This window comes from Streptomyces sp. NPDC005202 (assembly GCF_040608235.1).
Lineage (GTDB): Bacteria > Actinomycetota > Actinomycetes > Streptomycetales > Streptomycetaceae > Streptomyces.
Genome location: NZ_JBEXHW010000001.1, coordinates 1 through 22,664, shown reverse-complemented (window position 1 = coordinate 22,664; position 22,664 = coordinate 1). Strand labels below are relative to the sequence as shown.

15 protein-coding genes are annotated in these 22,664 nt (G+C 71.2%); 2 read left to right on the top strand and 13 right to left on the bottom strand.

What is annotated here, in order from left to right; translation table 11 throughout:
* Nucleotides 1–167: 167 nt before the first annotated feature.
* From ABZV31_RS00075 to ABZV31_RS00065, 3 genes are all read right to left on the bottom strand, one after another.
* Entirely contained in the window at nt 168–4,826 is a 4,659-nt protein-coding gene (locus ABZV31_RS00075; protein ID WP_355885964.1) for an Rne/Rng family ribonuclease, read from the bottom strand.
* 264 nt (nt 4,827–5,090) lie between these two features.
* Nucleotides 5,091–5,876: a TIGR03936 family radical SAM-associated protein gene (locus ABZV31_RS00070; RefSeq protein ID WP_355885963.1), complete on the bottom strand. Its 786-nt coding sequence runs from the start codon at nt 5,874–5,876 to the stop codon at nt 5,091–5,093.
* 48 nt (nt 5,877–5,924) lie between these two features.
* Nucleotides 5,925–7,037 (bottom strand): hypothetical protein, encoded by a 1,113-nt coding sequence (locus ABZV31_RS00065; RefSeq protein WP_355885960.1) that lies wholly within the window; start codon nt 7,035–7,037, stop codon nt 5,925–5,927.
* 283 nt (nt 7,038–7,320) lie between these two features.
* Here ABZV31_RS00065 and ABZV31_RS00060 point away from each other — a divergent pair, with 283 nt between their 5' ends.
* Complete coding sequence (locus ABZV31_RS00060) at nt 7,321–7,902, top strand: TerD family protein (protein ID WP_355885957.1); 582 nt, start codon at nt 7,321–7,323, stop codon at nt 7,900–7,902.
* A gap of 590 nt (nt 7,903–8,492) precedes the next feature.
* Nucleotides 8,493–9,050, top strand: coding sequence for a DoxX family protein (locus ABZV31_RS00055; protein ID WP_355885954.1), 558 nt, complete (start codon nt 8,493–8,495; stop codon nt 9,048–9,050).
* A 315-nt stretch (nt 9,051–9,365) separates the two neighbouring features.
* Here the strand turns inward: ABZV31_RS00055 and ABZV31_RS00050 are convergent, their stop codons facing one another.
* The 10 genes from ABZV31_RS00050 to ABZV31_RS00005 all read right to left on the bottom strand — a co-directional run bounded on the left by ABZV31_RS00050 (nt 9,366) and on the right by ABZV31_RS00005 (nt 22,494).
* Nucleotides 9,366–11,330: a TIGR03960 family B12-binding radical SAM protein gene (locus ABZV31_RS00050; protein WP_355885952.1), complete on the bottom strand. Its 1,965-nt coding sequence runs from the start codon at nt 11,328–11,330 to the stop codon at nt 9,366–9,368.
* 71 nt (nt 11,331–11,401) lie between these two features.
* Entirely contained in the window at nt 11,402–12,901 is a 1,500-nt protein-coding gene (locus tag ABZV31_RS00045; RefSeq protein ID WP_355885949.1) for a CYTH and CHAD domain-containing protein, read from the bottom strand.
* Between the two features lie 498 nt (nt 12,902–13,399).
* Nucleotides 13,400–14,599 (bottom strand): rod shape-determining protein RodA, encoded by a 1,200-nt coding sequence (gene rodA / locus ABZV31_RS00040; protein WP_355885947.1) that lies wholly within the window; start codon nt 14,597–14,599, stop codon nt 13,400–13,402.
* The gene (gene mrdA / locus ABZV31_RS00035) at nt 14,596–16,842 is read right to left on the bottom strand and encodes a penicillin-binding protein 2 (protein WP_355885944.1); all 2,247 of its coding nucleotides are present in this window, start codon (nt 16,840–16,842) and stop codon (nt 14,596–14,598) included. The genes rodA and mrdA overlap by 4 nt, the downstream gene beginning before the upstream one ends.
* An 83-nt stretch (nt 16,843–16,925) precedes the next feature.
* Nucleotides 16,926–17,609: a rod shape-determining protein MreD gene (gene mreD, locus ABZV31_RS00030; RefSeq protein WP_355885941.1), complete on the bottom strand. Its 684-nt coding sequence runs from the start codon at nt 17,607–17,609 to the stop codon at nt 16,926–16,928.
* 14 nt (nt 17,610–17,623) lie between these two features.
* Entirely contained in the window at nt 17,624–18,652 is a 1,029-nt protein-coding gene (mreC, locus tag ABZV31_RS00025; protein ID WP_355885938.1) for a rod shape-determining protein MreC, read from the bottom strand.
* A gap of 144 nt (nt 18,653–18,796) precedes the next feature.
* Nucleotides 18,797–19,816 carry a rod shape-determining protein gene (locus ABZV31_RS00020; RefSeq protein ID WP_006133575.1) on the bottom strand — a complete coding sequence of 340 codons (1,020 nt, stop codon included), beginning with the start codon at nt 19,814–19,816 and terminating at the stop codon, nt 18,797–18,799.
* A 314-nt stretch (nt 19,817–20,130) separates the two neighbouring features.
* Nucleotides 20,131–20,544 (bottom strand): nucleoside-diphosphate kinase, encoded by a 414-nt coding sequence (gene ndk / locus ABZV31_RS00015; RefSeq protein WP_355885934.1) that lies wholly within the window; start codon nt 20,542–20,544, stop codon nt 20,131–20,133.
* A gap of 66 nt (nt 20,545–20,610) precedes the next feature.
* Nucleotides 20,611–20,967: a DUF4233 domain-containing protein gene (locus tag ABZV31_RS00010; protein ID WP_355885932.1), complete on the bottom strand. Its 357-nt coding sequence runs from the start codon at nt 20,965–20,967 to the stop codon at nt 20,611–20,613.
* A gap of 6 nt (nt 20,968–20,973) precedes the next feature.
* Nucleotides 20,974–22,494 (bottom strand): folylpolyglutamate synthase/dihydrofolate synthase family protein, encoded by a 1,521-nt coding sequence (locus tag ABZV31_RS00005; RefSeq protein WP_355885929.1) that lies wholly within the window; start codon nt 22,492–22,494, stop codon nt 20,974–20,976.
* Nucleotides 22,495–22,664 lie beyond the last annotated feature (170 nt).

Here is a 22,664-nt window from a genome sequence, read left to right as displayed (position 1 = left end):
CAACCCTGTGCCCGGGAGGAAGAGGTTTACGGGGATGTGGCGTGTTCAGTGGACACGCCGACGGTCAAGGTTACGGGGCCGCGGCCGAAGGGGTCAAACCGGGCCGGGCCCCACAGGTGTGCGGCCGGTCACGCCGACCGGCCGCACACCCGCAGCCCTGACGTGCTTCAGCTCTCGTCGGTGGAGGCCGAGACGGAGGACAGCGTCTGCTGTGCCGCCGCGGTCTTCTTCGACGTCTTCTTCACGGCCGTCTTGGCGGTCGTCTTGGCGGTCGTCTTCGCCGCCTTCTTGGCCGTCGCCTTCTTGGCGGCGGTCTTCTTCGCCGCCATCTTCTTCGTGGCCGCCTTCTTCGCCGTGGCCTTCTTGACGGCCTTGCGGGCCGTCTTCTTGGCCGGGGCCGCGTCCTCGGCCGCCTCGGTGGCCACCGACGCCGGAGCCTCCTGCGCGGCGGGCTCCTGCGCGGGCGTCTCGGGCGCCGGGGCCGACGGGAGGACCACGACGGCCGTCTCCTCGGGCGCGGTCGGCGCGGTGGCCTTGCGCACGGCACGGCGGCGCGGACGGGCCGGGGCGGCGCCCTCGGTGGCCGTCCTGGGCTGCTCGGCCGCCGGAGTCTCCTCCGCCTGGGCGGCCTGGGCGGCCTGCGGCTCGGGCGCGGTCGGCGCGGACTCGGGGACCCTCACCACGGCCGCCTCGGCGCCCGCGGGCGAACCGGCCGGCGCCGAGACCTTGCGGGTCACACGGCGGCGGGCGCGCCCCTTGGGGGCGGCCTCCTCGGCGGCCGGGGCCTCGGCTGCGGAGGCCGCGGCTGCCAAGGCCGCGACGACCGGGTCCTCGGCGGCCACGGGCTCGGCCTGCGCCTCGGCGGCCGGCTCCGGCCGCACCGGGCGCTCGGCCTCCTCCTGGGCGCTCACCTCCTGCGCCGTCGGCGCCGCGCCGGCCCCGTCGGCGCCGGCCTTCGGCGCGCCTGCGGGAGCAAAAGCCCGCCGGCTCGCCCGGCGCCGCGTACGGCCGCGGGTGGCCGCCACCTCCGCCTCGGCGATGCTGCTGTACAGCTCCTCGTCCGGCGCGATCTCGGGCGCGGGCAGCGCGGCCGGCTCGGCGACCTCGGCGGCGATCTCCGCCTCGGTCTCCGCCTCCTCCTCGGCGGTCTCGGCAACCGCCGTGGCCACGGCCTCGTGCTCGTGCGGCTGCTCGGCACCGGCGCGGGCACGCTTGCGGCGCTTGCCGCCGCCTCCACCGGCCGTCGCCTGCTCCATGTGGACGATGACACCGCGGCCGTTGCAGTGGACGCAGGTCTCGGAGAAGGACTCCAGCAGGCCCTGGCCGACCCGCTTGCGGGTCATCTGCACGAGGCCCAGTGAGGTCACCTCGGCCACTTGGTGCTTCGTACGGTCCCGGCCCAGGCACTCCAGCAGGCGCCGCAGCACCAGGTCGCGGTTGGACTCCAGGACCATGTCGATGAAGTCGATGACGATGATGCCGCCGAGGTCGCGCAGCCGCAGCTGGCGCACGATCTCCTCGGCCGCCTCCAGGTTGTTCCTGGTGACGGTCTCCTCGAGGTTGCCGCCCTGACCGGTGAACTTGCCGGTGTTGACGTCGATGACGACCATCGCCTCGGTCCGGTCGATCACCAGCGAACCGCCGCTGGGCAGCCAGACCTTGCGGTCCAGCGCCTTGGCGAGCTGCTCGTCGATCCGGTACGTGGCGAAGACGTCGACCTCGCTGGTCCACCTCTGCAGGCGCGGCGCGAGGTCCGGCGCGACGTGCGAGACGTACCCGTGGATCGTCTGCCACGCCTCGTCACCGCTGACGATGACCTTGGAGAAGTCCTCGTTGAAGATGTCGCGCACGACCCGGACGGTCATGTCCGGCTCGCCGTACAGCAGCGTCGGCGCGTTGCCGTTCTTGGCCTTCTTCTGGATGTCCTCCCACTGCGCCTGCAGCCGCTCGACGTCCCGGCGCAGCTCCTCCTCGCTCGCTCCCTCGGCGGCGGTGCGCACGATGACGCCCGCGTCCTCGGGGACGATCTTCTTGAGGATGGTCTTCAGCCGGGCCCGCTCGGTGTCGGGCAGCTTGCGGCTGATGCCGGTCATCGAGCCCTCGGGGACGTACACGAGGTAGCGGCCCGGGAGGGAGACCTGGCTGGTCAGACGGGCGCCCTTGTGCCCGATGGGGTCCTTCGTCACCTGGACGAGCACGGACTGGCCGGACTTGAGGGCGGACTCGATGCGCCGCGGCCCGTTGGCCATGCCCAGCGCCTCGAAGTTGACCTCACCGGCGTACAGGACGGCGTTGCGCCCCTTGCCGATGTCGATGAAGGCGGCCTCCATCGACGGCAGCACGTTCTGCACCTTGCCGAGGTAGACGTTGCCGACGTACGAGGTCGACTGCTCCTTGTTGACGTAGTGCTCGACGAGCACGCCGTCCTCCAGGACGCCGATCTGCGTACGGTCGCCGTTCTGCCGGACGACCATGACCCGCTCGACGGCCTCCCGCCGGGCCAGGAACTCGGCCTCGGTGATGATCGGAACGCGGCGACGGCCCTGCTCCCGCCCCTCGCGGCGGCGCTGCTTCTTGGCCTCCAGCCGGGTCGAGCCCTTGATGGACTGCACCTCGTCGGACGGCTCGGCGAGCTTGCGGGGCTCGCGGACCTTGACGACGGTGCGCTCCGGGTCGTCGGCGGACGGCTCGGTGTCGGCGGCCGCGTCACCGGCACGGCGACGACGGCGACGGCGGCGACGGCTGCTGCTGGAGCCGCCGGCGGCGCCCGCCGACCGCTCCTCGCGGTCCGCGGCGTCCTCGCCGTCCTCCTCGAGCTGCTCGGCGGTGTCCTCGGCGTCCTGCGTGGCCTGCTCGGCAGCGAGCTCCTCGGCCTCCTCCGACTCCTCGTCACCGGCGGTCTCCGCGGACTCGCCCCGGCGACGGCGACGGCCACCGCGGCGACGGCGACGGCGCGAGCCGGTCTCCTCGGAGTCCTCGCCGTCAACGGCGTCCTGGGCCGACTCCTCGGCCTCCTCCGACTCGTCGTCAACGACGGTCTCGGCGGCCTGGGCCTCGGGCTCCTCACCGTAGCCGGAGCCCCGGCGACGGCGGCGCCGCGGCCCGGTCTGCTCGGACTGCTCGGGCTGCCCGGGCAGCTCCTCCGGGAACTCCTCGGTGTCGGCGGCCTCGGCGGCCGCTTCGGCGGCGGCCCGCTCCGGCGTCTGGAACTTCGGCTCGGTGAAGACGGGCGCCTGGAACACGGCGACGGCAGGACGCGCGGGCCGACGCGGGGCCGCCTCGGCCTCGGGGGCCTCGGGAGCGGCAGGCTGCGCCGGCTGCTGCGCGGGATGCTGCGCGGGCTCGAAAAACCCGGTGGCGGCATGCCGCACGACCCGACGCCGGCCACGCCGCGGCCCGGCCTCCTCGGCGGACGCCTCGGCAGCGGGGACCTCGTCGGCGGCGGGGGCCTGCGGCGCGTCGGCGGCGGGGGCCGCGAAGGTCGGGGCCTTGGTGTCGCCGGGGGCCTTGGCGGGGGCCGCGGACGCGGGACCGCTGGTGGCGGGGGCTTCGGAAGCCGACGCGCTCGGGGCGGTGGCCTCGGAAACGGGCTCGTCGGCGGCGGGGGCCTGGGCCGATCCGCTCGCGTCAGGAGCCGCCTCGGACGCCGACTCGCTCACCGCACCGACGGGCGTGGACGCACGACGCGACGTACGACGGCGGACGCGACGCGAAGCCGCCTCCTCGGCAGCCTCGGCAGGGGCGGCGGGCTTCTGGGCAGCGGTCTCGGCAGCGGGCGTCTCAGCGGGACCCTCGGCCGCGGAGGCGAACGTGCCGACGCTGACCTCGTCCGACGCGGTGGGCGCCTCGGCAGCGCCCTCCTGCGCGGGGCCCGTCGGAGCCTCGGCGACCTGGGCGGACGCGGCGGCCTCGGCGGCCGGCTCGGGCGCCCCGGCGGGGACGGACGCACGGAGGGCCGCACGGCGCCGCGTACGACCGGCGGGCGCAGGCGCCTCAGCGGCCTCGGCGGACTCAGCGGACGTCCCCGCAGACTCAGCGGACGTCTCGGCAGCGGGGGCCACGGCAGCAGCCTCCGGGGCAGGGCCCGCCGCGGTCACGGCAGGCACCACCGTCTCGGCCGCCTCGGCGGACGCCGGGGACCCGGTGGGCGCGGAGACACGGCGCGTGGCACGTCGGCGGGTACGACGCGGAGCGGCACCCTCGCCGACCTCGACGAACCCGGCGGACGTCTCGGCGGCGGCCTCGGCGGACGCGGCAGCCCGGTCGGAGTCGGCCGGCGTCCCGGCGGCGGCAGCCGCGGGCACGACCGTCTCGGCGGCCGCCTCGCCCTGGGCGGTCTTCGGCGTCCCCGCGGGCACGGAGACCCGTCGACGCGTACGACGCGCGGGCTCGGCGGCGGCAGGCACCTCCGCCCCACCGGTCTCCTGGGCCTCTGCGGTCGCCTCGGCCTCCTCGGCTTCGGTGCCCTCCGCATCGGCATCCGCCGTCGCCTCGGTGGCCTCAGCGCTCTCCGGGGCCTCGCCCTCGGTGGCAACGACGCCCTCGGCAGCCACAACCGCCTCGGCGCTTTCCGTGGCCCCGGCGCTCGCGGCGCCCTCGGCCTGCTCCTTCTCGGCGGTCTTGTCCGCCCCGTCCCCCGCAAGGTCGGCGGACTCCGCGGCCGGTATGGCCGGCGCGGTGATCTCCGCCGGAGTCTCGGAGGTGGTGGCAGGCGGGCCCGCCGGGCGGGAAGCGGCACGGCGCCGTCGGCGCGGCGGCAGGGTGTCGCTGGGGGTGTTGGGTTCGGAGTCCTTCAAGGACTCGGTGGGTTCGGTCGGCTCGAGCATGCGGGCGTATCTCCCGTCAGGCTCCCGGGCGCCGCGCCTGGTCCGGCATCGATCGCCGGTGACGTCCGCGGCTCGCGCGGTGCGCGGTGCCGCCGTCCGGGGCGCGGGCGCCGCACGGGAGCTCTCTGTGTCCTGTCTCGCCGGTTCCGTACGCCTTGTTGTGCACGGCCTGGCGAAAGTCTTCTGGTCGGTGCGCTGCCCGACCCAGGTGGCTCCCGAGTACGAGGGCGGCGCTTACGACGTCCGTCCCTACGCGGAACTTCCTTACGCCGGCGCCTTCGCGGCGGCAGGATCGGCGGCCCCCACCGAAGTGGCCGGGGCGGCCGTGTCTGCCTCGCGGTCGGGCGCGAGCGGGTCGGTCACCGTGCCGGTCTCTTCATCGAACAGCCCCTGCGCCAGCCTGGTCACCGCTGCGGGGACCGGCGGCGCCAGGTCGGCCACGGCGCGGAGACCGGACAGGACGTCGTCGGGTCGTACGGCAGGCGTCACGTGCCGAACAACCAGCCGCAGTATCGCACAGGGCTGGTCGCTCGGCCTATCAGCCTGCTGACTCTGTGTTGTCACACTCTCCAGGCTCGCGACCGCGGGGCGGGCGTCGAAGGTGCGCATGCCGTTCTTGGTCAGGCGCTGGACCTCGACGGTCTCGGCCCCGTTGAAGGCCGCGACCGCGCGCTCCGCCTCGGCCGGGTCCACGCCGTCCAGCCGCAGCTCCCACACGGAAGCCGTCAGCCGGTCGGCGAGCCCGGGCGTGCGGGCCTCGACCGCCTCGACGACGTCGAGCCCGGCGGGCAACGACTCGTCGAGGAGGACGCGCAACTGCTCCGGGTCGCGGGGCTCGGTGAGCGCGATCTCCAGGTACTCCGCCTCACTGCCCGTGCCGGTGGGTGCGGCATTGGCGTACGACACCTTCGGGTGCGGCGTGAACCCCGCCGAGTACGCCATCGGCACCTCGGCACGGCGCAGCGCACGCTCGAAGGCGCGCTGGAAGTCACGGTGGCTGGTGAACCGGAGGCGGCCGCGCTTGGTGTAGCGCAGTCGGATGCGCTGCACCGCGGGTGCGGGCGGCGGGCCTTCGGGCTGTCGCTTGCCCAGTGTCGTTCAGTCCTTCGTGAGAGCGGTCCTACTGCTATCAAGAGTACGTGTCTCGCGGACCGGAGGCTCCCGCCGGGCCACGGGCCGCGGCTGCCGGGGCTCCCCGAACAGCGTCCGCCGGACGTCCGCCCGGGCCTGTCGTACGGTCTCCCGCGCCGAGGCCAGGGCCTGCCGGGCGGCCCGTCCCAGCGTGCGCGCGACCTCGGCGGCGGGCCGCAGCACGACGTCCCGCACGACGTGCCCGACCGGCGTCAGCACGCTGCGGTACACCCCCCGCACGGGCTCCACGAAGATCCACCGGAAGAGGGTCCCGAGAAACCGTCCGACGGCGAGCGAGACATGCCCGGCGACGCGCCAGGCGTGCCCCAGCGCCTCCCCCACCTCACGCCCGACGACGGTGAGCACCCGCCCAACAGGCACGAGCACCCGCCGCCACAGGGCGAGCGCGGGCAACACGAGCAGGACGCGGACCGTCCAGTACAGGGCGGCCCCGACCCCGTCGATGACCGCGCTCCCGACCCACACGAGCCCCTTCGCAGCCCAGGCGATCGCGCGCCCGACCGGCGTGAGCACCCAGGCGTACAGCCACAGAGCCGGTACGACGAGGAGCCACCGCACGAGCCACGCCACGCCCGTGTACACCCCCACCCCGACGGCGGCGAGCACGACGCCGACCCCCTTGAGCAGCCAGGCGGCCGCGCGCCCGACCGGCGTGAGCACGCGCGCGTACACCCACGCCAGTGCGCTCCCGATCCCCCGCGCCACCCACGCAAGAACGTGTCCGACGAGTGTCAGCACCCACCGGTACACCCACACGAGGGGCACGACGACGAGCACGGACCCCAGCCGGCCGAGCGCCCTGCCGACGGACACGACGACGTACCGCCACAGCGCCACCCACGGCCGGACGAACACCGCCCGCCCGACCCACGCCAGCACCCGCCCGAGCGGCCGCAGCACGGTGTCCTTCAGGAACCGCCCGCCGACGACGAGCGCGTCCCACACCACCCGCACCGGCACGACCAGTACGAGCACGACGATCCGCACGGGAACACGAACCGCGACGGTCAAACACCCCTCCGGGCCCTGACGCTGCGGGGACGGCTTCTCGAGATCCATACCGACGTAGACGCCTCAGCAGCCCTTCCGGATCCAGCACCACGGCATCCAACCACCAAAGCAGGCAGCACTGTTACGGCCTTGACGCTGCACCCGCGCATCCGGAAACGAGGCGCGCCGCAGCGCCCCTGGCAGCCATCCGACGTACGCACGGCGGCAGTTCACGCCGACACACAGCACAAGAGGGACGAAATGGGAGCCTGGGGACCAGTCGCGTGGAACACCGGAAGTTCCAGGCACACTTTGCGTGTCGAAGTCCCGTCACCCAGAGGATGATCCACGCATGATTACGCTCACGAAGGAAGACGGCCCGGCGGATCTGGACGGAGTGACCCATCTGTCCATCGGGGTGTCCTGGGACCCCACCGCCGGCGCCAGCGGCGGAATGATGGGCATGCTCCGCCGCAAGGCCGGCACCGACCTCGACCTGATCGCCATCGCCATGCAGGGCGGGGACCCGGTGCGCCTGGCGGGCCTCGACTCCCTCGACCCCATGGGCAACGGCTCCTTGGTCCACAGCGGCGACAACCAGACCGGGCGCGGCGACGGCGACGAGACGGTGACGGTCGAGTTCGCGCGGATACCGCCCCACATCACGTCGATCGTGTTCGTCGCCGCCGCCTTCAAGAAGGGCAGCTCCTTCCAGAAGGCGCGCAACATCAGCTTCAAGGTGTACGACGCGACCGGGGGCAGCTCTCAGCAGGTCGCCGACATCTGGCCGAGTCTGCTCACCCAGGACAACGGCTGCGCCGTGGCCAAGGCCGTGCGGGTCGGCAACAGCTGGAAGCTCGAGGTGATCAACGTGACGGGGAAGATCAAGCAGGGCGACGAGCACGCCCTGATGCGCTTCGCCATCAGCAAGTAGCACGAAATCCCTGCGGCCCGGCACCCAACGCGACACCCGGGCCGCAGGAGACCTCAGTCCGCTCACCGGCTGCGCCCGCTCCCCGCCGGCTGCGTCACCGCCAGCGGCAGCAACTTCCCGCCGTCGGGCCGATTCGGATATGCGTGTTCATCTGCCGAAGGGCGCTCGCTGCCTGCCAGTTCAGAGCGCGTCGATCTGCCAAGCGACCACACCCGTCGAACCCAGCCGGTCTCGGATGTGGGCAGCGTCGCCGTACCAAGGCCGATCTCGACGGCTATTGATCAAGCCCCACGACAGTCGACAACGCCCGTGATCAATACAACCGGCGCGAGATCCTACGAGGGCCACTCGGCGCCGAGCTGATCCCCCAAGAGGAGATACGCGGACAGGCACGCGCCGATCCTCCGTGCCATTGGGCCGCCGGCGCCCAGGTGCACGGTCATGACCGTTGCGCAAGGATCGGTAGGGGTGGCTGTCCTGTGCCATGGTCCACGGGGCTCACCGCCGACCGGTGACTCGGCATCTGTCCGAGCTGGGGGTAACGCCCGGTTTCGGCGTTCTACCGGAGCACGTTCTACCGGAGCATTCACATGGTTACGAAGCGCATCCTGTACCGTCCTCAGGCACCCACGGGACCAGAAGCACACCACACCGCCGCGCCACTATCGTCCGCCGCCGACTGGGGACTTTTGCTCATCAGACTGACTTTCGGATTGCTGATGGCTGCGCACGGTGCTCAAAAACTGTTCGGGCTTTTCGGGGGCGGTGGACTGACGGCCACCGGCAAGGGGTTCGCAGCCCTCGGGTACCAACCAGGAAAGCTCTTCGCCGTGATCGGCGGTCTGTCCGAATTCCTCGGCGGCCTCGGCCTGGCTCTTGGACTGCTCACCCCGCTCGCGGCCGCCGCCCTCATCGGCGTGATGATCAATGCTATGGCAACCGTCACCGGCGCCCACGGTCTATGGGACACGGACGGCGGCGTGGAGTACAGCGTCTGCATCACCGTGGTCGCCCTGGCCATCGCCGCCATCGGTCCTGGCCGGCTCGCCATCGACCGGTTCTTCCGTTGGGGCGCGGGCGGCTGGGCCGAGGCCGCCTTTGCCCTCGGCCTGGGCGGTATCGGTGCCGCGATCACGCTAAGTCTTTGAACCTCGGGGCACATGCCCCCGGCAACACCGTCGACACCCCCTCGGGAGGCGCACCGCACTCTTTCGGCACGGTGGGCCGCACTGCCTCCCGGGCAGTCGCGGGGGGGATGCCGCCGGACGGAGCTCAGAAGGTCATACCGCCGCACGGAGGCCCGCAGCGAGCTCAGACCCACTCAACCCCACTGAGTGGATGTCCGAGGAGCTTCCATGCCCGGGCAAAGGCGTTTCAGCGCCGACAGCAGCCGACGCAGCGGCTACGTCGTACTCGCTCGCCCCGCCAGGGCATCCAATCCCCGAACGAGCGCGTCGCTCACCTCAGCTCGCGCTACCGCTGGGGCTGGGCACAGCGTTCTTGACCGTCAGTGGCAGCAACTTCTTGCCGGTCGGGCCGATTTGTATGGCCGTGTCCATCTGCGGACAGACCCCGCAGTCGAAGCACGGCGTCCAGCGGCAGTCCTCGACCTCCGTCTCGTCGAGGGCGTCCTGCCAGTCCTCCCAGAGCCAGTCCTTGTCGAGGCCGGAGTCGAGGTGGTCCCAGGGGAGGACCTCCTCGTAGGTGCGCTCGCGGGTGGTGTACCAGTCGACGTCGACGCCGTAGGGCGCCAGCGCCTTCTCCGCGCAGCTCATCCAGCGGTCGTAGGAGAAGTGCTCGCGCCAGCCGTCGAAGCGGCCGCCGTCGTCGTAGACGGCGCGGATGACCGCGCCCACCCGCCTGTCACCCCGCGACAGCAGGCCCTCGACGATGCCGGGCTTGCCGTCGTGGTAGCGGAAGCCGATCGAGCGGCCGTACTTCTTGTCGCTACGGATCTTGTCGCGGAGCTTTTCCAGGCGGGCGTCCGTCTCCTCCGCCGACAGCTGGGGCGCCCACTGGAAGGGGGTGTGGGGCTTGGGGACGAAGCCGCCGATCGAGACGGTGCAGCGGATGTCGTTCGAGCCCGAGACCTCGCGGCCTTTCTGGATCACGTGGCTGGCCATGTCGGCGATCTGCAGGACGTCCTCGTCCGTCTCCGTCGGCAGGCCGCACATGAAGTACAGCTTCACCTGGCGCCAGCCGTTGCCGTAGGCCGTCGCGACGGTCCTGATCAGGTCCTCTTCCGAGACCATCTTGTTGATGACCTTGCGGATGCGCTCCGAGCCGCCCTCCGGGGCGAAGGTCAGGCCGGACCTGCGGCCGTTCCTCGTCAGCTCGTTCGCCAGGTCGATGTTGAAGGCGTCCACCCGGGTGGAGGGGAGCGACAGGCCGATCTTGTCGTCCTCGTAGCGGTCCGCCAGGCCCTTGGCGATGTCGCCGATCTCGCTGTGGTCGGCGGACGACAGGGACAGCAGGCCGACCTCCTCGAAGCCTGTCGCCCTCAGGCCCTTGTCGACCATGTCGCCGATGCCCGTGATCGTGCGCTCGCGCACCGGGCGGGTGATCATGCCGGCCTGGCAGAAGCGGCAGCCGCGCGTGCAGCCGCGGAAGATCTCCACCGACATGCGTTCGTGGACCGTCTCCGCCAGGGGGACCAGCGGCTGCTTCGGGTACGGCCACTCGTCGAGGTCCATGACGGTGTGCTTCGACACGCGCCACGGAACGCCCGACTTGTTGGGGACGACGCGGCCGATGCGGCCGTCGGGGAGGTATTCGACGTCGTAGAACGCCGGGACGTACACTCCGCCCGTCTTCGCCAGGCGGAACAGCAGCTCCTCGCGGCCGCCGGGGCGGCCCTCCGCCTTCCAGGCGCGGATGATCTCGGTGATCTCCAGGACCGCCTGCTCGCCGTCGCCGATCACGGCGCAGTCGATGAAGTCGGCGATCGGCTCGGGGTTGAAGGCGGCGTGGCCGCCGGCCATCACGATCGGGTCGTCGAGCCCCCGGTCCTTCGACTCCAGCGGGATCCCGGCCAGGTCCAGGGCCGCCAGCATGTTCGTGTAGCCCAGCTCCGTGGCGAAGCTGATGCCGAGCACGTCGAAGGCCTTCACCGGCCGGTGGCTGTCCACCGTGAACTGTGGGACGCCGTGCTCCCGCATCAGCGCCTCCAGGTCCGGCCACGCGCTGTAGGTGCGCTCGGCGAGGACGCCCTGCTGCTCGTTCAGGACCTCGTAGAGGATCATGATGCCCTGGTTGGGCAGGCCGACCTCGTATGCGTCCGGGTACATGAGGGCCCAGCGGACGTCACAGGAGTCCCACTCCTTGACCGTGGAGTTGAGCTCTCCGCCGACGTACTGGATGGGCTTCTGCACATGCGGGAGCAGTGCTTCGAGCTGCGGGAACACCGACTCGGCGGCTTCGGCAGGCATCTCGCGAACCTTCGTGAGCTGACAGGGATTGACCATCCAGAGTAACCCGGCCGGAGACCTGCCCCCTACGTTCAGATCGCCGCCCTGCCTTTGATCGCTTTCCATACTGCGGGCACCTCCGCCTCCACGGCCGCCGCCCGCTGCTCCTCGCGCCCGTACAGTAGCCCGTACGTGAACGAGCTCTCCCGCGCCGCATCCGCCTGACCGGCGAGTTCCAGCAGGGCCTGGCGGGCCATCACGCTGTCCTGGTGGTCGCCCAGGAGGCTCTGGAGGGATTTCGCCGCCTTCACCAGGTGGGCGGCCGGGGCGCCGAGCGCAGGGACGGCCGCCTCCGCCGCGTAGCGCGTCCGCTTGACCTTCTTGCGGGCCTCGTGCAGCGCGAGGTCGCGGTCGTGCCCGGGCGGCAGGTCCAGGGCGTGTTCGAGCAGGCCGGTGAGGGTCGTGAAGTCCTTCCGTACGGCCTTGGCGATCACCTTGGACGGCTTGCCTGCGGCCGCCGGCCGCAGGGGCGGGTCGGCCAGCACCGCGTCCAGCGTGTCGAGCAGGGCCAGGTACCGCTTTCCGTTCAGCACGGCGATCAGCCGACGGCGGGAGCCGCTGCGCCGGGCTTGGGACCAGGTGCGCAGGCGGGTCCGCACCGGGCCGGACACCAGTGTCTCGGGCAGGTCGTCGAGGTCCGTCGTGAGGCGTTCGGTGAGCACCTCCTGGTCGCGGTCCAGGCCGATTTCGCCTCCGAGCCACTTCAGTTCCTCGCGGACCGGGTCGGTGACGGACCGGTCCAGGACCTTGCGGAACGTGCGGAAGGCACTGCGCATCCGGCGGGTGGCGACCCGCATGCGGTGCACGGAGTCGTCCACCTTCCGTCGTACGGCCGGGTCGAGTGCGACGATGGCCTCGCGCTGGGCGCGGAGGTACGCGAGGACGTGGTCGCCGGCCGTGACCGGTTTCCGCTCCTGCGGTTCGGGGCGCCCTTCCGGCGCAGTCTCGGCCAGGGCGCGGGCCAGCTTCGAGGCGGACGCCGACGGTCGTGCGCCGCCCTTGCGCAACCGTTTCTCCACCGTGTCGAGGAATGCCGGGTCGCCGCCGTCGGCCAGCTCCACCTCGATCTCGGTCCACTGGGCCGAGCCGCCGTCGCCGGTCAGCCGCTTCGCCCGTACGGCGTCGACGCTGACCTCGGCGAGCAGCTTGCCGTCCGCGTCGACGAGGTGGCGGACGCGGCGCTGCGTGCGGAGCCGGACCAGCGGCAGCAGCTCGGCGTCGCGGACGCGGGAGCGGACGAGGGCGGCGAGGCTGCGCGGCACGGTGTCGGAGAGGGGGGCGTGGATCTCGTCCCGCACGTCCGGGGCGACCGGGAACTTCAGGTGCCAGCCCGCGTCCGAGCCGCCGGTGCGGCGGCGCAGAGTGATCCCGGCGGCGGCGAGGCGTTCGTCGGCGGTGTCGTAGTAGACGGCGTCCAGGGCCGCGACACCCTTGTCGATGACGGCCGCGACCCCGCCGACGCCGGTCAGGTCGGGCAGACCGCTCTGGTCGGATTCGTACTTCCGCTCGATCTCGCGCTTGGTGTCCGCCATGACGTGAATCTAGTCGCAGCGGGCCGGAGACGGCATCCTTCGGCACCCGTGCAGCGCTGACCAGCACCCTCAGCCCGCCCGGGGGGACCACCTGCTCGAAGCAGCTTGGGGGGAGCTCGAGGACGGGGCGTTCAGGCCGACGCTCCGGGGGCCGAAGGCCCGGGAGCCCGGGAGCCCGGGCCTCCGGCCCGGGGGCCGGAGGCCCGCCCGGGGCCCGGAGGCCGACGCTCCGGAGGCCGGGACCCCGGGACCCGCAAGCCGAGGCTCCGGAGGCCGGGACCCCGGGACCCGCTAGCCGAGGCACCGGAAGCCCGGAGGCCGAGGGTCCGGAGGCTTTGGAGGCCGGGGGCCCGGTATCCGAACGCCGAGGGCCCTGAGGCAGAGCCCCAGGGACGAGGACCCCACCGCCCGGCACCCTGGCGCGCCCCCAGCCGGGCGAGGCGCCCGGTGCCACGAGACCGACCCGCAGCGCCCTCTTCGTGCCCAGCCGCCGGAGGCCTACGCTGACATGGGCCGCTGTACCCGGATCGACTGCAGCAGCCCCACCGCCACCCACACCGCGAACATCGACGAGCCGCCGTAGGACACGAACGGCAGTGGCAGGCCGGTGACCGGCATGATGCCCAGGGTCATGCCGATGTTCTCGAAGGCTTGGAAGGCGAACCAGGCGACGATCCCGGCCGCGACGATCGTGCCGTACAGCTCGGTCGAGTCGCGAGCGATCCGGCAGGCGCGCCACAGCACGACGCCCAGCAGGAAGATGATCAGGCCGGCGCCGACGAAGCCCAGTTCCTCCCCCGCGACCGTGAAGACGAAGTCGGTCTGCTGCTCGGGTACGAACTGGCCGGTGGTCTGCGAGCCGTGGAAGAGGCCCGCGCCGGTGAGGCCGCCGGAGCCGATGGCGATGCGGGCCTGGTTGGTGTTGTAGCCGACACCGGCGGGGTCGAGGTTGGGGTTGGCGAAGGCCGCGAAGCGGTTGATCTGGTACTGGTCCAGGATGTGCAGCTGCCAGACGGCGATCGCGCCGGTCGCGCCCGCGGCGAGCAGGCCGAAGACCCAGCGGTTGGAGGCGCCGGAGGCCAGCAGCACGCCGAGGACGATGATCACCATGACCATGACCGAGCCGAGGTCGGGCATGAGCAGCACGATCAGGATCGGCACGGCGGCCAGGCCCAGGGACTGCAGGACCGTGCGGTGGTCGGGGTACTTCTTGTCGCCGGCGTCGACCCGGGCGGCGAGCAGCATGGCCATGCCCAGGATGATCGTGATCTTCACGAACTCCGACGGCTGGAGCGAGAAGCCGCCGCCCAGCACGATCCACGAGTGCGCGCCGTTGACGGTGGAGCCGAGCGGGGTGAGTACCAGCAGGATCCCGAACACCGAGGCGCCGTAGAGGATCGGCACGGCGGTGCGCAGGGTGCGGTGGCCGAGCCAGACGGTGCTGATCATCAGGGCGAGCCCGATGCCGGTGTTCATCAGGTGCCGGATCAGGAAGTAGTACGGGTCGCCCTGGTTGATCTCGGTGCGGTTACGGGTCGCCGAGAAGACGAGGGCCGAGCCGATCGCCGACAGCGCGAGCGCCGACAGCAGTATGGGCCAGTCGAGCCGGCGGGCCAGCGAGTCGCGGGCGAGGATCCGCGTCCAGCCGGCGCGCTCGGGACCGTATCCGGGGACGGAGAAGCTGTTCGCGCCGGTCATGTGAGCATCCTCCGGCTTCCCCTTCGGTGCCGTCGCCGACGGGTGTTGCGGTTGCCTGCCGTGGGTGACGCGGTGGTCGCCGGCGTCTGCTGGCCGCCCTGGGGGGTGTCGCCCTTCTTGGTGGCCTGCTGGTCCTGAGCCGGGTCCTTGGAGATCTTCGGGGCGGTGATCGTACCGTCCGTCTGGATCTTCGGCAGGTTCTTCTCCGGGGTGGGCAGCAGGGCCTTCTTGTTGTCGATCGAGCCGTCGCCCTGGACGCCGTACAGGGCGCTGTAGATGTTGCGCACGGCCTCGCCGGAGGCGCCGGAGCCGGTACCGGCCTGGGCGATGGTCATGATGACCGTGTAGTCCTTGGTGTACGTGGCGAGCCAGGACGTGGTCTGCTTGCCGTAGACCTCGGCGGTACCGGTCTTGGCGTGCAGCGGGATCTTGTCCTGCGGCCAGCCGGTGAACTTCCAGGCGGCGGTACCGCGGGTGGCCACGCCGGCGAGGGCCTGGTCCATCATGTCGCGGGTGGCCTTGGTGATGGGCAGCCTGCCGTGGGGCCGGGGCTTGATCTCGGTGACGTGCTTGCCGTCGGCGCTGACGACCGCCTTGCCGATGGTCGGGGCGTACACGGTGCCGCCGTTGGAGATCGCCCCGTAGATGACGGCCTCCTGGATCGGGGTGACGAGGGTGTCGCCCTGGCCGATGGAGTAGTTGATCGCGTCACCCTCGCGCAACTTGTTGCCCTCGAGGCAGTTCTCGTAGGCGATCTTCTCGACGTAACTGCCGTCCTTCTTGCCCGTCTTGCACCAGGCGTCCTTGTTGGCCTTCCAGTAGTTCAGCTTCCACTGGCGGTCGGGGACGCGGCCGGTGACCTCGTTGGGCAGGTCGATGCCGGTCTCCTTGCCGAGGCCGAACTGGTGGGCGGCCTTGAAGAAGTAGTCCTTGGGCGTCTTCTTCGGGTTGATGCCGCCGTCCTTCCTCCACTCGTTGTCCGCGAGGCCGTAGAAGACGGTGTCGCAGGAGACCTCCAGCGCCCGGCCGAGCGAGATGGGGCCGAAGTTCTCCCCCTCGAAGTTCTTGAAGACCTGGCCGCCGACGGAGTACGAGCTGGTGCACGGGTAGCGGCCGTTGAAGTCGTAACCGGCCTCGACCGCGGCGGCCGTGGAGACCACCTTGAAGGTCGAACCGGGCGCGGACTGACCCTGTATGGCCCTGTTGAGCAGCGGGTAGTTGGAGCCCTTGCCGGTGAGCTGCTTGTAGTCCTTGGCGGAGATGCCGCCGACCCAGACGTTCGGGTCGTACGTCGGGCTGGACGCCATGGCGACGATCCGGCCGGTCCTGGCCTCCATGACGACGACGGCGCCCGAGTCGGCCTTGTACTTCTCGCCGGAGACCTTGTCGAACTGCTGGCGGGCCTTCTTCATCGCCTCGTCCAGCTGGTACTCGGCGACCCGCTGGACGCGGGCGTCGATGCTGGTGACGAGGTTGGAGCCGGGTTCGGCGGCGTCGGACTCGGCCTTGCCGATGACGCGGCCGAGGTTGTCGACCTCGTAGCGGGTGACGCCGGCCTTGCCACGCAGATACTTGTCGTACTGGCGCTCCAGGCCCGAGCGGCCGACCATGTCGGAGCGCAGGTAGGGCGAGTCGCTGTTCTTGGCCTGCTGGATCTCGTCGTCGGTGACCGGCGAGAGGTAGCCGAGGACCTGGGCGGTGTTGGCCTTGCCGGGGCTCGGGTAGCGGCGCACGGCCTCCGGCTCGGCGGTGATGCCGGGGAAGTCCTCGGCGCGCTCCCGGATCTGCAGGGCCTGCTTCGGGGTGGCCTCGTCGGTGATGGGGATCGGCTGGTACGGCGAGCCGTTCCAGCACGGCTGCGGGGTCTTGGCGTCGCACAGCCGGACCTTCTGCATGACCTCCTTGGGGTCCATGCCGAGGACGCCGGCGAGTTTGGTGAGGACCGCCTTGCCGTCGTCCTTCTGCTTCATCAGGTCGGTGCGGGAGGCGGAGACCACCAGCCGGGTCTCGTTGTCGGCGAGCGGGACGCCGCGCGCGTCCAGGATCGAGCCGCGCACGGCGGGCTGCACGACCTGCTGGACGTGGTTCCCGGAGGCCTCCTTCTGGTACTCGGCGCCCTGGCGGATCTGGAGGTACCAGAGGCGGCCGCCGAGGGTGCCGAGGAGGGAGAGGACGAGGATCTGGATGACGACGAGCCGGATCTGGACCCGTGGAGTCCGTCCGGTCTCGGGGATGTTGGTCACTGCTGCTGTCTCCCCCTCTCAGTGTGTGTACGAGTCATATACGACGGACCTGTGAGGCCGTACGGCCGCCAACTCCCCTTTGGTCACAGGCGCTTGACCCCCTTGATGCGTCCCGCGCGGGCGATGCGCGACCGGGTGGACTTCAGCTTCCGGCCGCCCAGTCCGCCCCGCTGGCCGCCGATGCGCAGGCCGGTGCCGGAGGAGAGCCAGCCGGAGGAGATGTCGGTGGCCTTCCTCGTCGCGGAGTTGGTCTCGGCGAGCGGGTCGTTGTCCGCACGGCGGGCCAGCGCCATGATCCCGGGAACGACGAACGGCGCCAGCAGCAGGTCGTACAGGGCAGCCGTGAACAGCAGGCTGACCAGGCCGACATGGCGCGCGGCGGTGTCACCGACGAGGGCGCCGACGCCGGCGTACAGCAGCGTGGAGCCGAGCGCGGCGGCGACCACCACGACCATGGGGCCGGTGGCCGACCTGACCTGGCCCGTCTCCGGCTTGATGAGCCCGGCGAGGTAGCCGATGACGCACAGCACGAGGGCGTAGCGGCCGGCGGCGTGGTCGGCGGGCGGGGCGAGGTCGGCGAGCAGGCCGGCGCCGAAGCCGACGAGGGCGCCGCCGACGTGGCCGTAGACCATGGCGAGGCCGAGGACGGTGAGCAGCAGCAGGTCGGGTACGGCGCCCGGCAGGTGCAGCCGGGCCAACACGCTCACCTGAACGACCAGGGCGACGACGACCAGCGCGGTGGAGAGCAGGATCCGGTTGATGCGCATGGGACTTCGAGCTCCTACTGCTGCTGGCCGTTGGTGGGCTGCCCGTCGGTGGGCTGGCCGTCGGTGGGCTGCCCATCCGTGGGCTGCCCGTCGGTGGGCTGGCCGTCGGTGGGCTGGCCGTCGGTGGACGCGCTGGCGGACGGGGTGACCGTCACGGTCACCGTCGGCGTCGGGGTCGGCTTGGACTTCGGCGGCAGGACGGTGTCGCGCGGGTCCTTCTTCGGGGCCTCGACGACGACACCGACGAGGTCGAGCTTGGTGAAGCCGACATACGGCGTCACGTAGACGGTGCGGGTCAGGCCGCCGCCGGAGGGGTCGACGCGGGAGACGACACCGACCGGCACGCCGGGCACGAAGGGCCTGTCGGCCTGCGAGCCGAAGGTGACCAGCCGGTCGCCCTTCTTCACCTCCGCCTTACCGTTGAGCAGTTGGAGGCGCAGCGGGCGGTCGCCCTGCCCGGAGGCGAAGCCCAGCTCGTCGCTGCCCTCCATGCGGGTGCCGACGGTGAAGTCCGGGTCGTTGGCGAGCAGAACGGTGGAGGAGTCGGGACCGACGGTGGTGACGCGGCCGACCAGGCCGTCGCCGTTGACGACGGTCATGTCGCGCTTGATGCCGTCGTTGGCGCCGACGTCGATGGTGATGGTCCAGGAGAAGCCCTGCGCCGCCCCTATGGCGATGACCTCGGCGCCCTTGATGCCGTACTGGCCCTCGCCCGCCAGCTTCAGCATCTTGTCGAGCTGCTTGAGGCGGCTGCGGTTGCGGTCGTCGCTGCCCAGCTTGGCCTTGAGGGCCGCGTTCTCCTTCTCCAGCGCGGCGAGCCGGTCGTGCCGCTCCCCGGAGGCGCGGATCGCGGAGACCGCGCTGCCGACCGGGTTCACCGCGGCCGACACGCCGTTCTCGATCGGGCCGAAGACAGTGGCGGCGGCCTGCCGGGCACCGTCCACCGGGGAGTTCTGCCCCCCGCGGATGTCCACTGTGATCAGCGCGAACGCGATGGCGATCAGCAGCACCAGGAGCAGCCGGCTCTCTCGTGTGTCCCTCACGTGCGGCGGCCGTGCCTTCCTCATCGGGATTCGGAAAGCCCCAGGACATCCCCCAGGGGCTCTTTTGTGGGAGCTTATGCCTCTATATCAACGATCCGCCGCACGAGAGGAGATCATCTCGTACGGCGGAATCGAAGAGTTACCTCATCTGCGCGGCTGGGCGTCCAGGACCTGCTGGAGCGCCTCGAACTCCTCGACGCACTTGCCGGAGCCGAGCGCCACGCTGTCCAGCGGGTCCTCGGCGATGTGGATCGGCATGCCGGTCTCCCGGCGCAGCCGCTCGTCCAGGCCGCGCAGCAGCGCTCCGCCGCCGGTCAGAACGATTCCCCGGTCCATGATGTCGCCGGACAGCTCCGGCGGACACTTGTCGAGGGTCGTCTTGACCGCGTCGACGATCGCGTTGACCGGCTCCTCGATCGCCTTGCGGACCTCGGCGGCCGAGATGACGACGGTCTTCGGCAGCCCGGAGACGAGGTCCCGGCCGCGGATTTCGGTGTGCTCGTCGGTGTCGAGGTCGTACGCCGAACCGATCGTGATCTTGATCTGCTCGGCCGTCCGCTCACCCAGCAGGAGGGAGTACTCCTTCTTGATGTGCTGGATGATCGCGTTGTCCAGTTCGTCGCCCGCGACGCGGATGGACTGGGCGGTGACGATGCCGCCGAGCGAGATGACCGCGACCTCCGTGGTGCCGCCGCCGATGTCCACCACCATGTTGCCCGTGGCCTCGTGGACCGGCAGGCCGGAGCCGATGGCCGCGGCCATGGGCTCCTCGATGATGTGCACCTGGCGGGCGCCGGCCTGGGACGAAGCCTCGATGACGGCGCGGCGCTCGACACCGGTGATGCCGGAGGGCACGCAGACAACGACCCGCGGACGAGCCAGATACCGCCGCTTGTGGATCTTCAGGATGAAGTAGCGGAGCATCCGCTCGGTGATCTCGAAGTCGGCGATGACGCCGTCCTTCAGCGGACGGACGGCGACGATGTTGCCGGGCGTGCGGCCGATCATCTTCTTCGCTTCGGCACCGACCGCGAGGATGCCACCGGTGTTCGTGTTGATCGCGACGACGGACGGCTCGTTGAGTACGATCCCGCGACCCCTGACGTACACCAGCGTGTTGGCGGTCCCGAGGTCGACAGCCATGTCACGGCCGATGAACGACATTGAGTTCCCCATCAGGATTCGTCTGGCCTTCCCGGGAGCTTTTGAGGGCTTTTCAGGTCGGCGAGGTGGGTGCTGTGACGTGAAGGCTTCCATCGTAGACGCGCCTGCACGAACACTGCGCGAGGGTCTTCGCCATTGTCGGCAGATGGCGTACCGCCTCGCTTGTGGAGACGGTCCATCGGAGGCATCCGTTCCCCCGATCGGCACGCGTATACCAGGGGGCGGCCGGCTTTCCGCGGCCGCCCCAGGTCAGGCGGGCGGATGAGCTGACGTGGCGTCAGAAAGCACTGCCGGGACCCGGTTGCCCCCGTGGGTCAGACGCGGCACGGGAAGAAGATCTTCAGCTCGCGCTCGGCGGACTCCTCCGAGTCGGAGGCGTGGATCAGGTTCTCGCGGACGATCACGCCGTAGTCGCCGCGGATGGAGCCGGGGGGCGCGGCGATCGGGTCGGTGGGACCGGCCAGCGCCCGGACGCCCTCGATGACCCGCTCGCCCTCGACGACCATGGCCACGACCGGGCCGGAGGACATGAACTCCACCAGCGGCTCGTAGAAGGGCTTGCCCTTGTGCTCGCCGTAGTGCTGCTCCAGGGTCTCCTGGTCCAGGGTGCGCAGCTCCAGCGCGGTGATCTGCCAGCCGGCCTTGCGCTCGATACGGCTGATGATCTCGCCGGTCAGGCCGCGACGGACGGCGTCGGGCTTGAGCAGGACGAGGGTGCGCTGGGTCACGGGAGGGCTCCTTACTCCTGACAGGTGTGCGGTGGGACGAGGTTACAGGGCGTGTCCTCGCCCCTGTTACGCAGCGTCAGCCCCTGAGGAGTCGCGCTGCGCGGCGAATCTGGCCTTGGCTTCGTCGACCTTCTTGCCGTAGTGCACCGACGCCCACCACAGCGCCGCGAAGATCGCGCCCATGAAGAACATCGTCGGCACGACGAAGCCGGAGGCGACGAGCGCGACCTGGAGGGCCCAGCCGAGGGCCACGCCGCCGGGGCGGGTCACCATGCCGCACAGCAGTACGCACAGCAGCATCGCGATGCCGCTGACCGTCCACACCGTCGTCGTGGACAGGGAGGGGTACTTCATCGCGACCAGCGCGGCGAAGCCGATGACGAAGAACTCGCCGATCAGGGTCGAGGAACAGAGCGTACGCACGGAAAGTCAGCCCCTCCCGAGGAGCAGTCGGGCCTCACCGACGGTGATGACGGAGCCGGTGACCAGCACACCGCCGCCCGCGAACTCGCCCTCCTCCTCGGCGAGCGTGATCGCGGCCTCCAGCGCGTCCGGCAGCCGCGGCTCGACCTGGACGCGGTCCTCGCCGAACACCTCGACGGCGATCGCGGCCAACTCGTCCGGGTCCATCGCGCGGTGGCTGGAGTTCTGCGTGATCACGACCTCGGCGAAGATCGGCTCGAAGGCCTCGAGGAGACCGCGCACGTTCTTGTCGCCGCTGGCCCCGACCACTCCGATCAGCCGGCTGAAGTCGAACGCCTCCCCGATCGCCTCGGCCGTGGCCCGGGCGCCCGCCGGATTGTGCGCGGCGTCCAGGACGACGGTCGGCGACCGGCGTACGACCTCGAGCCGTCCCGGGGAGGCGACGGACGCAAAGGCCTTGCGGACGGTCTCGACGTCGAGCGGCTCGGCCCGCTGGGCGCCGACCCCGAAAAAGGCCTCGACGGCGGCGAGCGCGACGGCCGCGTTGTGCGCCTGGTGGGCGCCGTGCAGCGGCAGGTAGACCTCCGTGTACTCGCCGCCGAGGCCGCGCAGGGTCAGCAGCTGCCCGCCGACGGCGACCTGCCGCGACACGACACCGAACTCCAGCCCTTCACGGGCCACGGTGGCATCCACTTCGACGGCCTTCTTCAGCAGCACCTGGGCCGCGTCCACCGGCTGCTGGGCCATGATCACGGTGGCGTCCTGCTTGACGATGCCAGCCTTCTCGCCCGCGATCTCGCCGGGCGTGGAGCCGAGGCGGTCGGTGTGGTCCAGGTCGATGGGGGTGACGACGGCGACGTCACCGTCGATCACATTGGTGGCGTCCCAACTGCCGCCCATGCCGACCTCGACGACCGCCACGTCGACGGGCGCGTCGGCGAAGGCGGCGTATGCCATGCCGGTCAGCACCTCGAAGAAGGACAGGCGGTACTCCTGCGAGGCGTCGACCATCTCGATGTACGGCTTGATGTCCTGGTATGTCTCGACGAACCGCTCGGCGGAGATCGGGGCGCCGTCCAGGCTGATCCGCTCGGTGATCGACTGCACGTGCGGGGAGGTGTACCGGCCGGTCCGCAGCTTGAAGGCGCCCAGGAGGGCCTCGATCATGCGGGCGGTGGAGGTCTTGCCGTTGGTCCCGGTGATGTGGATCGAGGGGTACGACCGCTGCGGCTCGCCCAGGACGTCCATCAGCGCGGAGATGCGGCTGACGGAGGGCTCCAGCTTGGTCTCACCCCAGCGAGTGGCCAGCTGCCCCTCGACCTCGCGCAGCGCCTTGTCGGCCTCGGGGTCCTCCGGCCGCGCCGGTACGTCGGCCTGCGGCGGGCCGCCCTGCGTGCGCAGGGTACGGCTGCCGGCCTCGATCACCGCAAGATCGGGGTCGCGGTCGGTCTCGGCCGCGATGATCTCGCCGAAGGAGTCGAGGGGGTCGGGCTGCTCGTTGTCGTCGTGCCGGGGGAGGTCGCTCACGGGGCCAGTCTACGGAGCCTCGGTGACAGACGTGGACGAAGGCCCCGGAGCCGTGTGGGACGCTGTTGGTTAATTCGGGGCCTTACGCGTTCTTCGCCCCGTCGATCGTTTGGTCGGCGGGGCGAAGTCGCGCGAAGTGGCTGGTGCGGGTGCGGGCTCGTGGGGTGCTG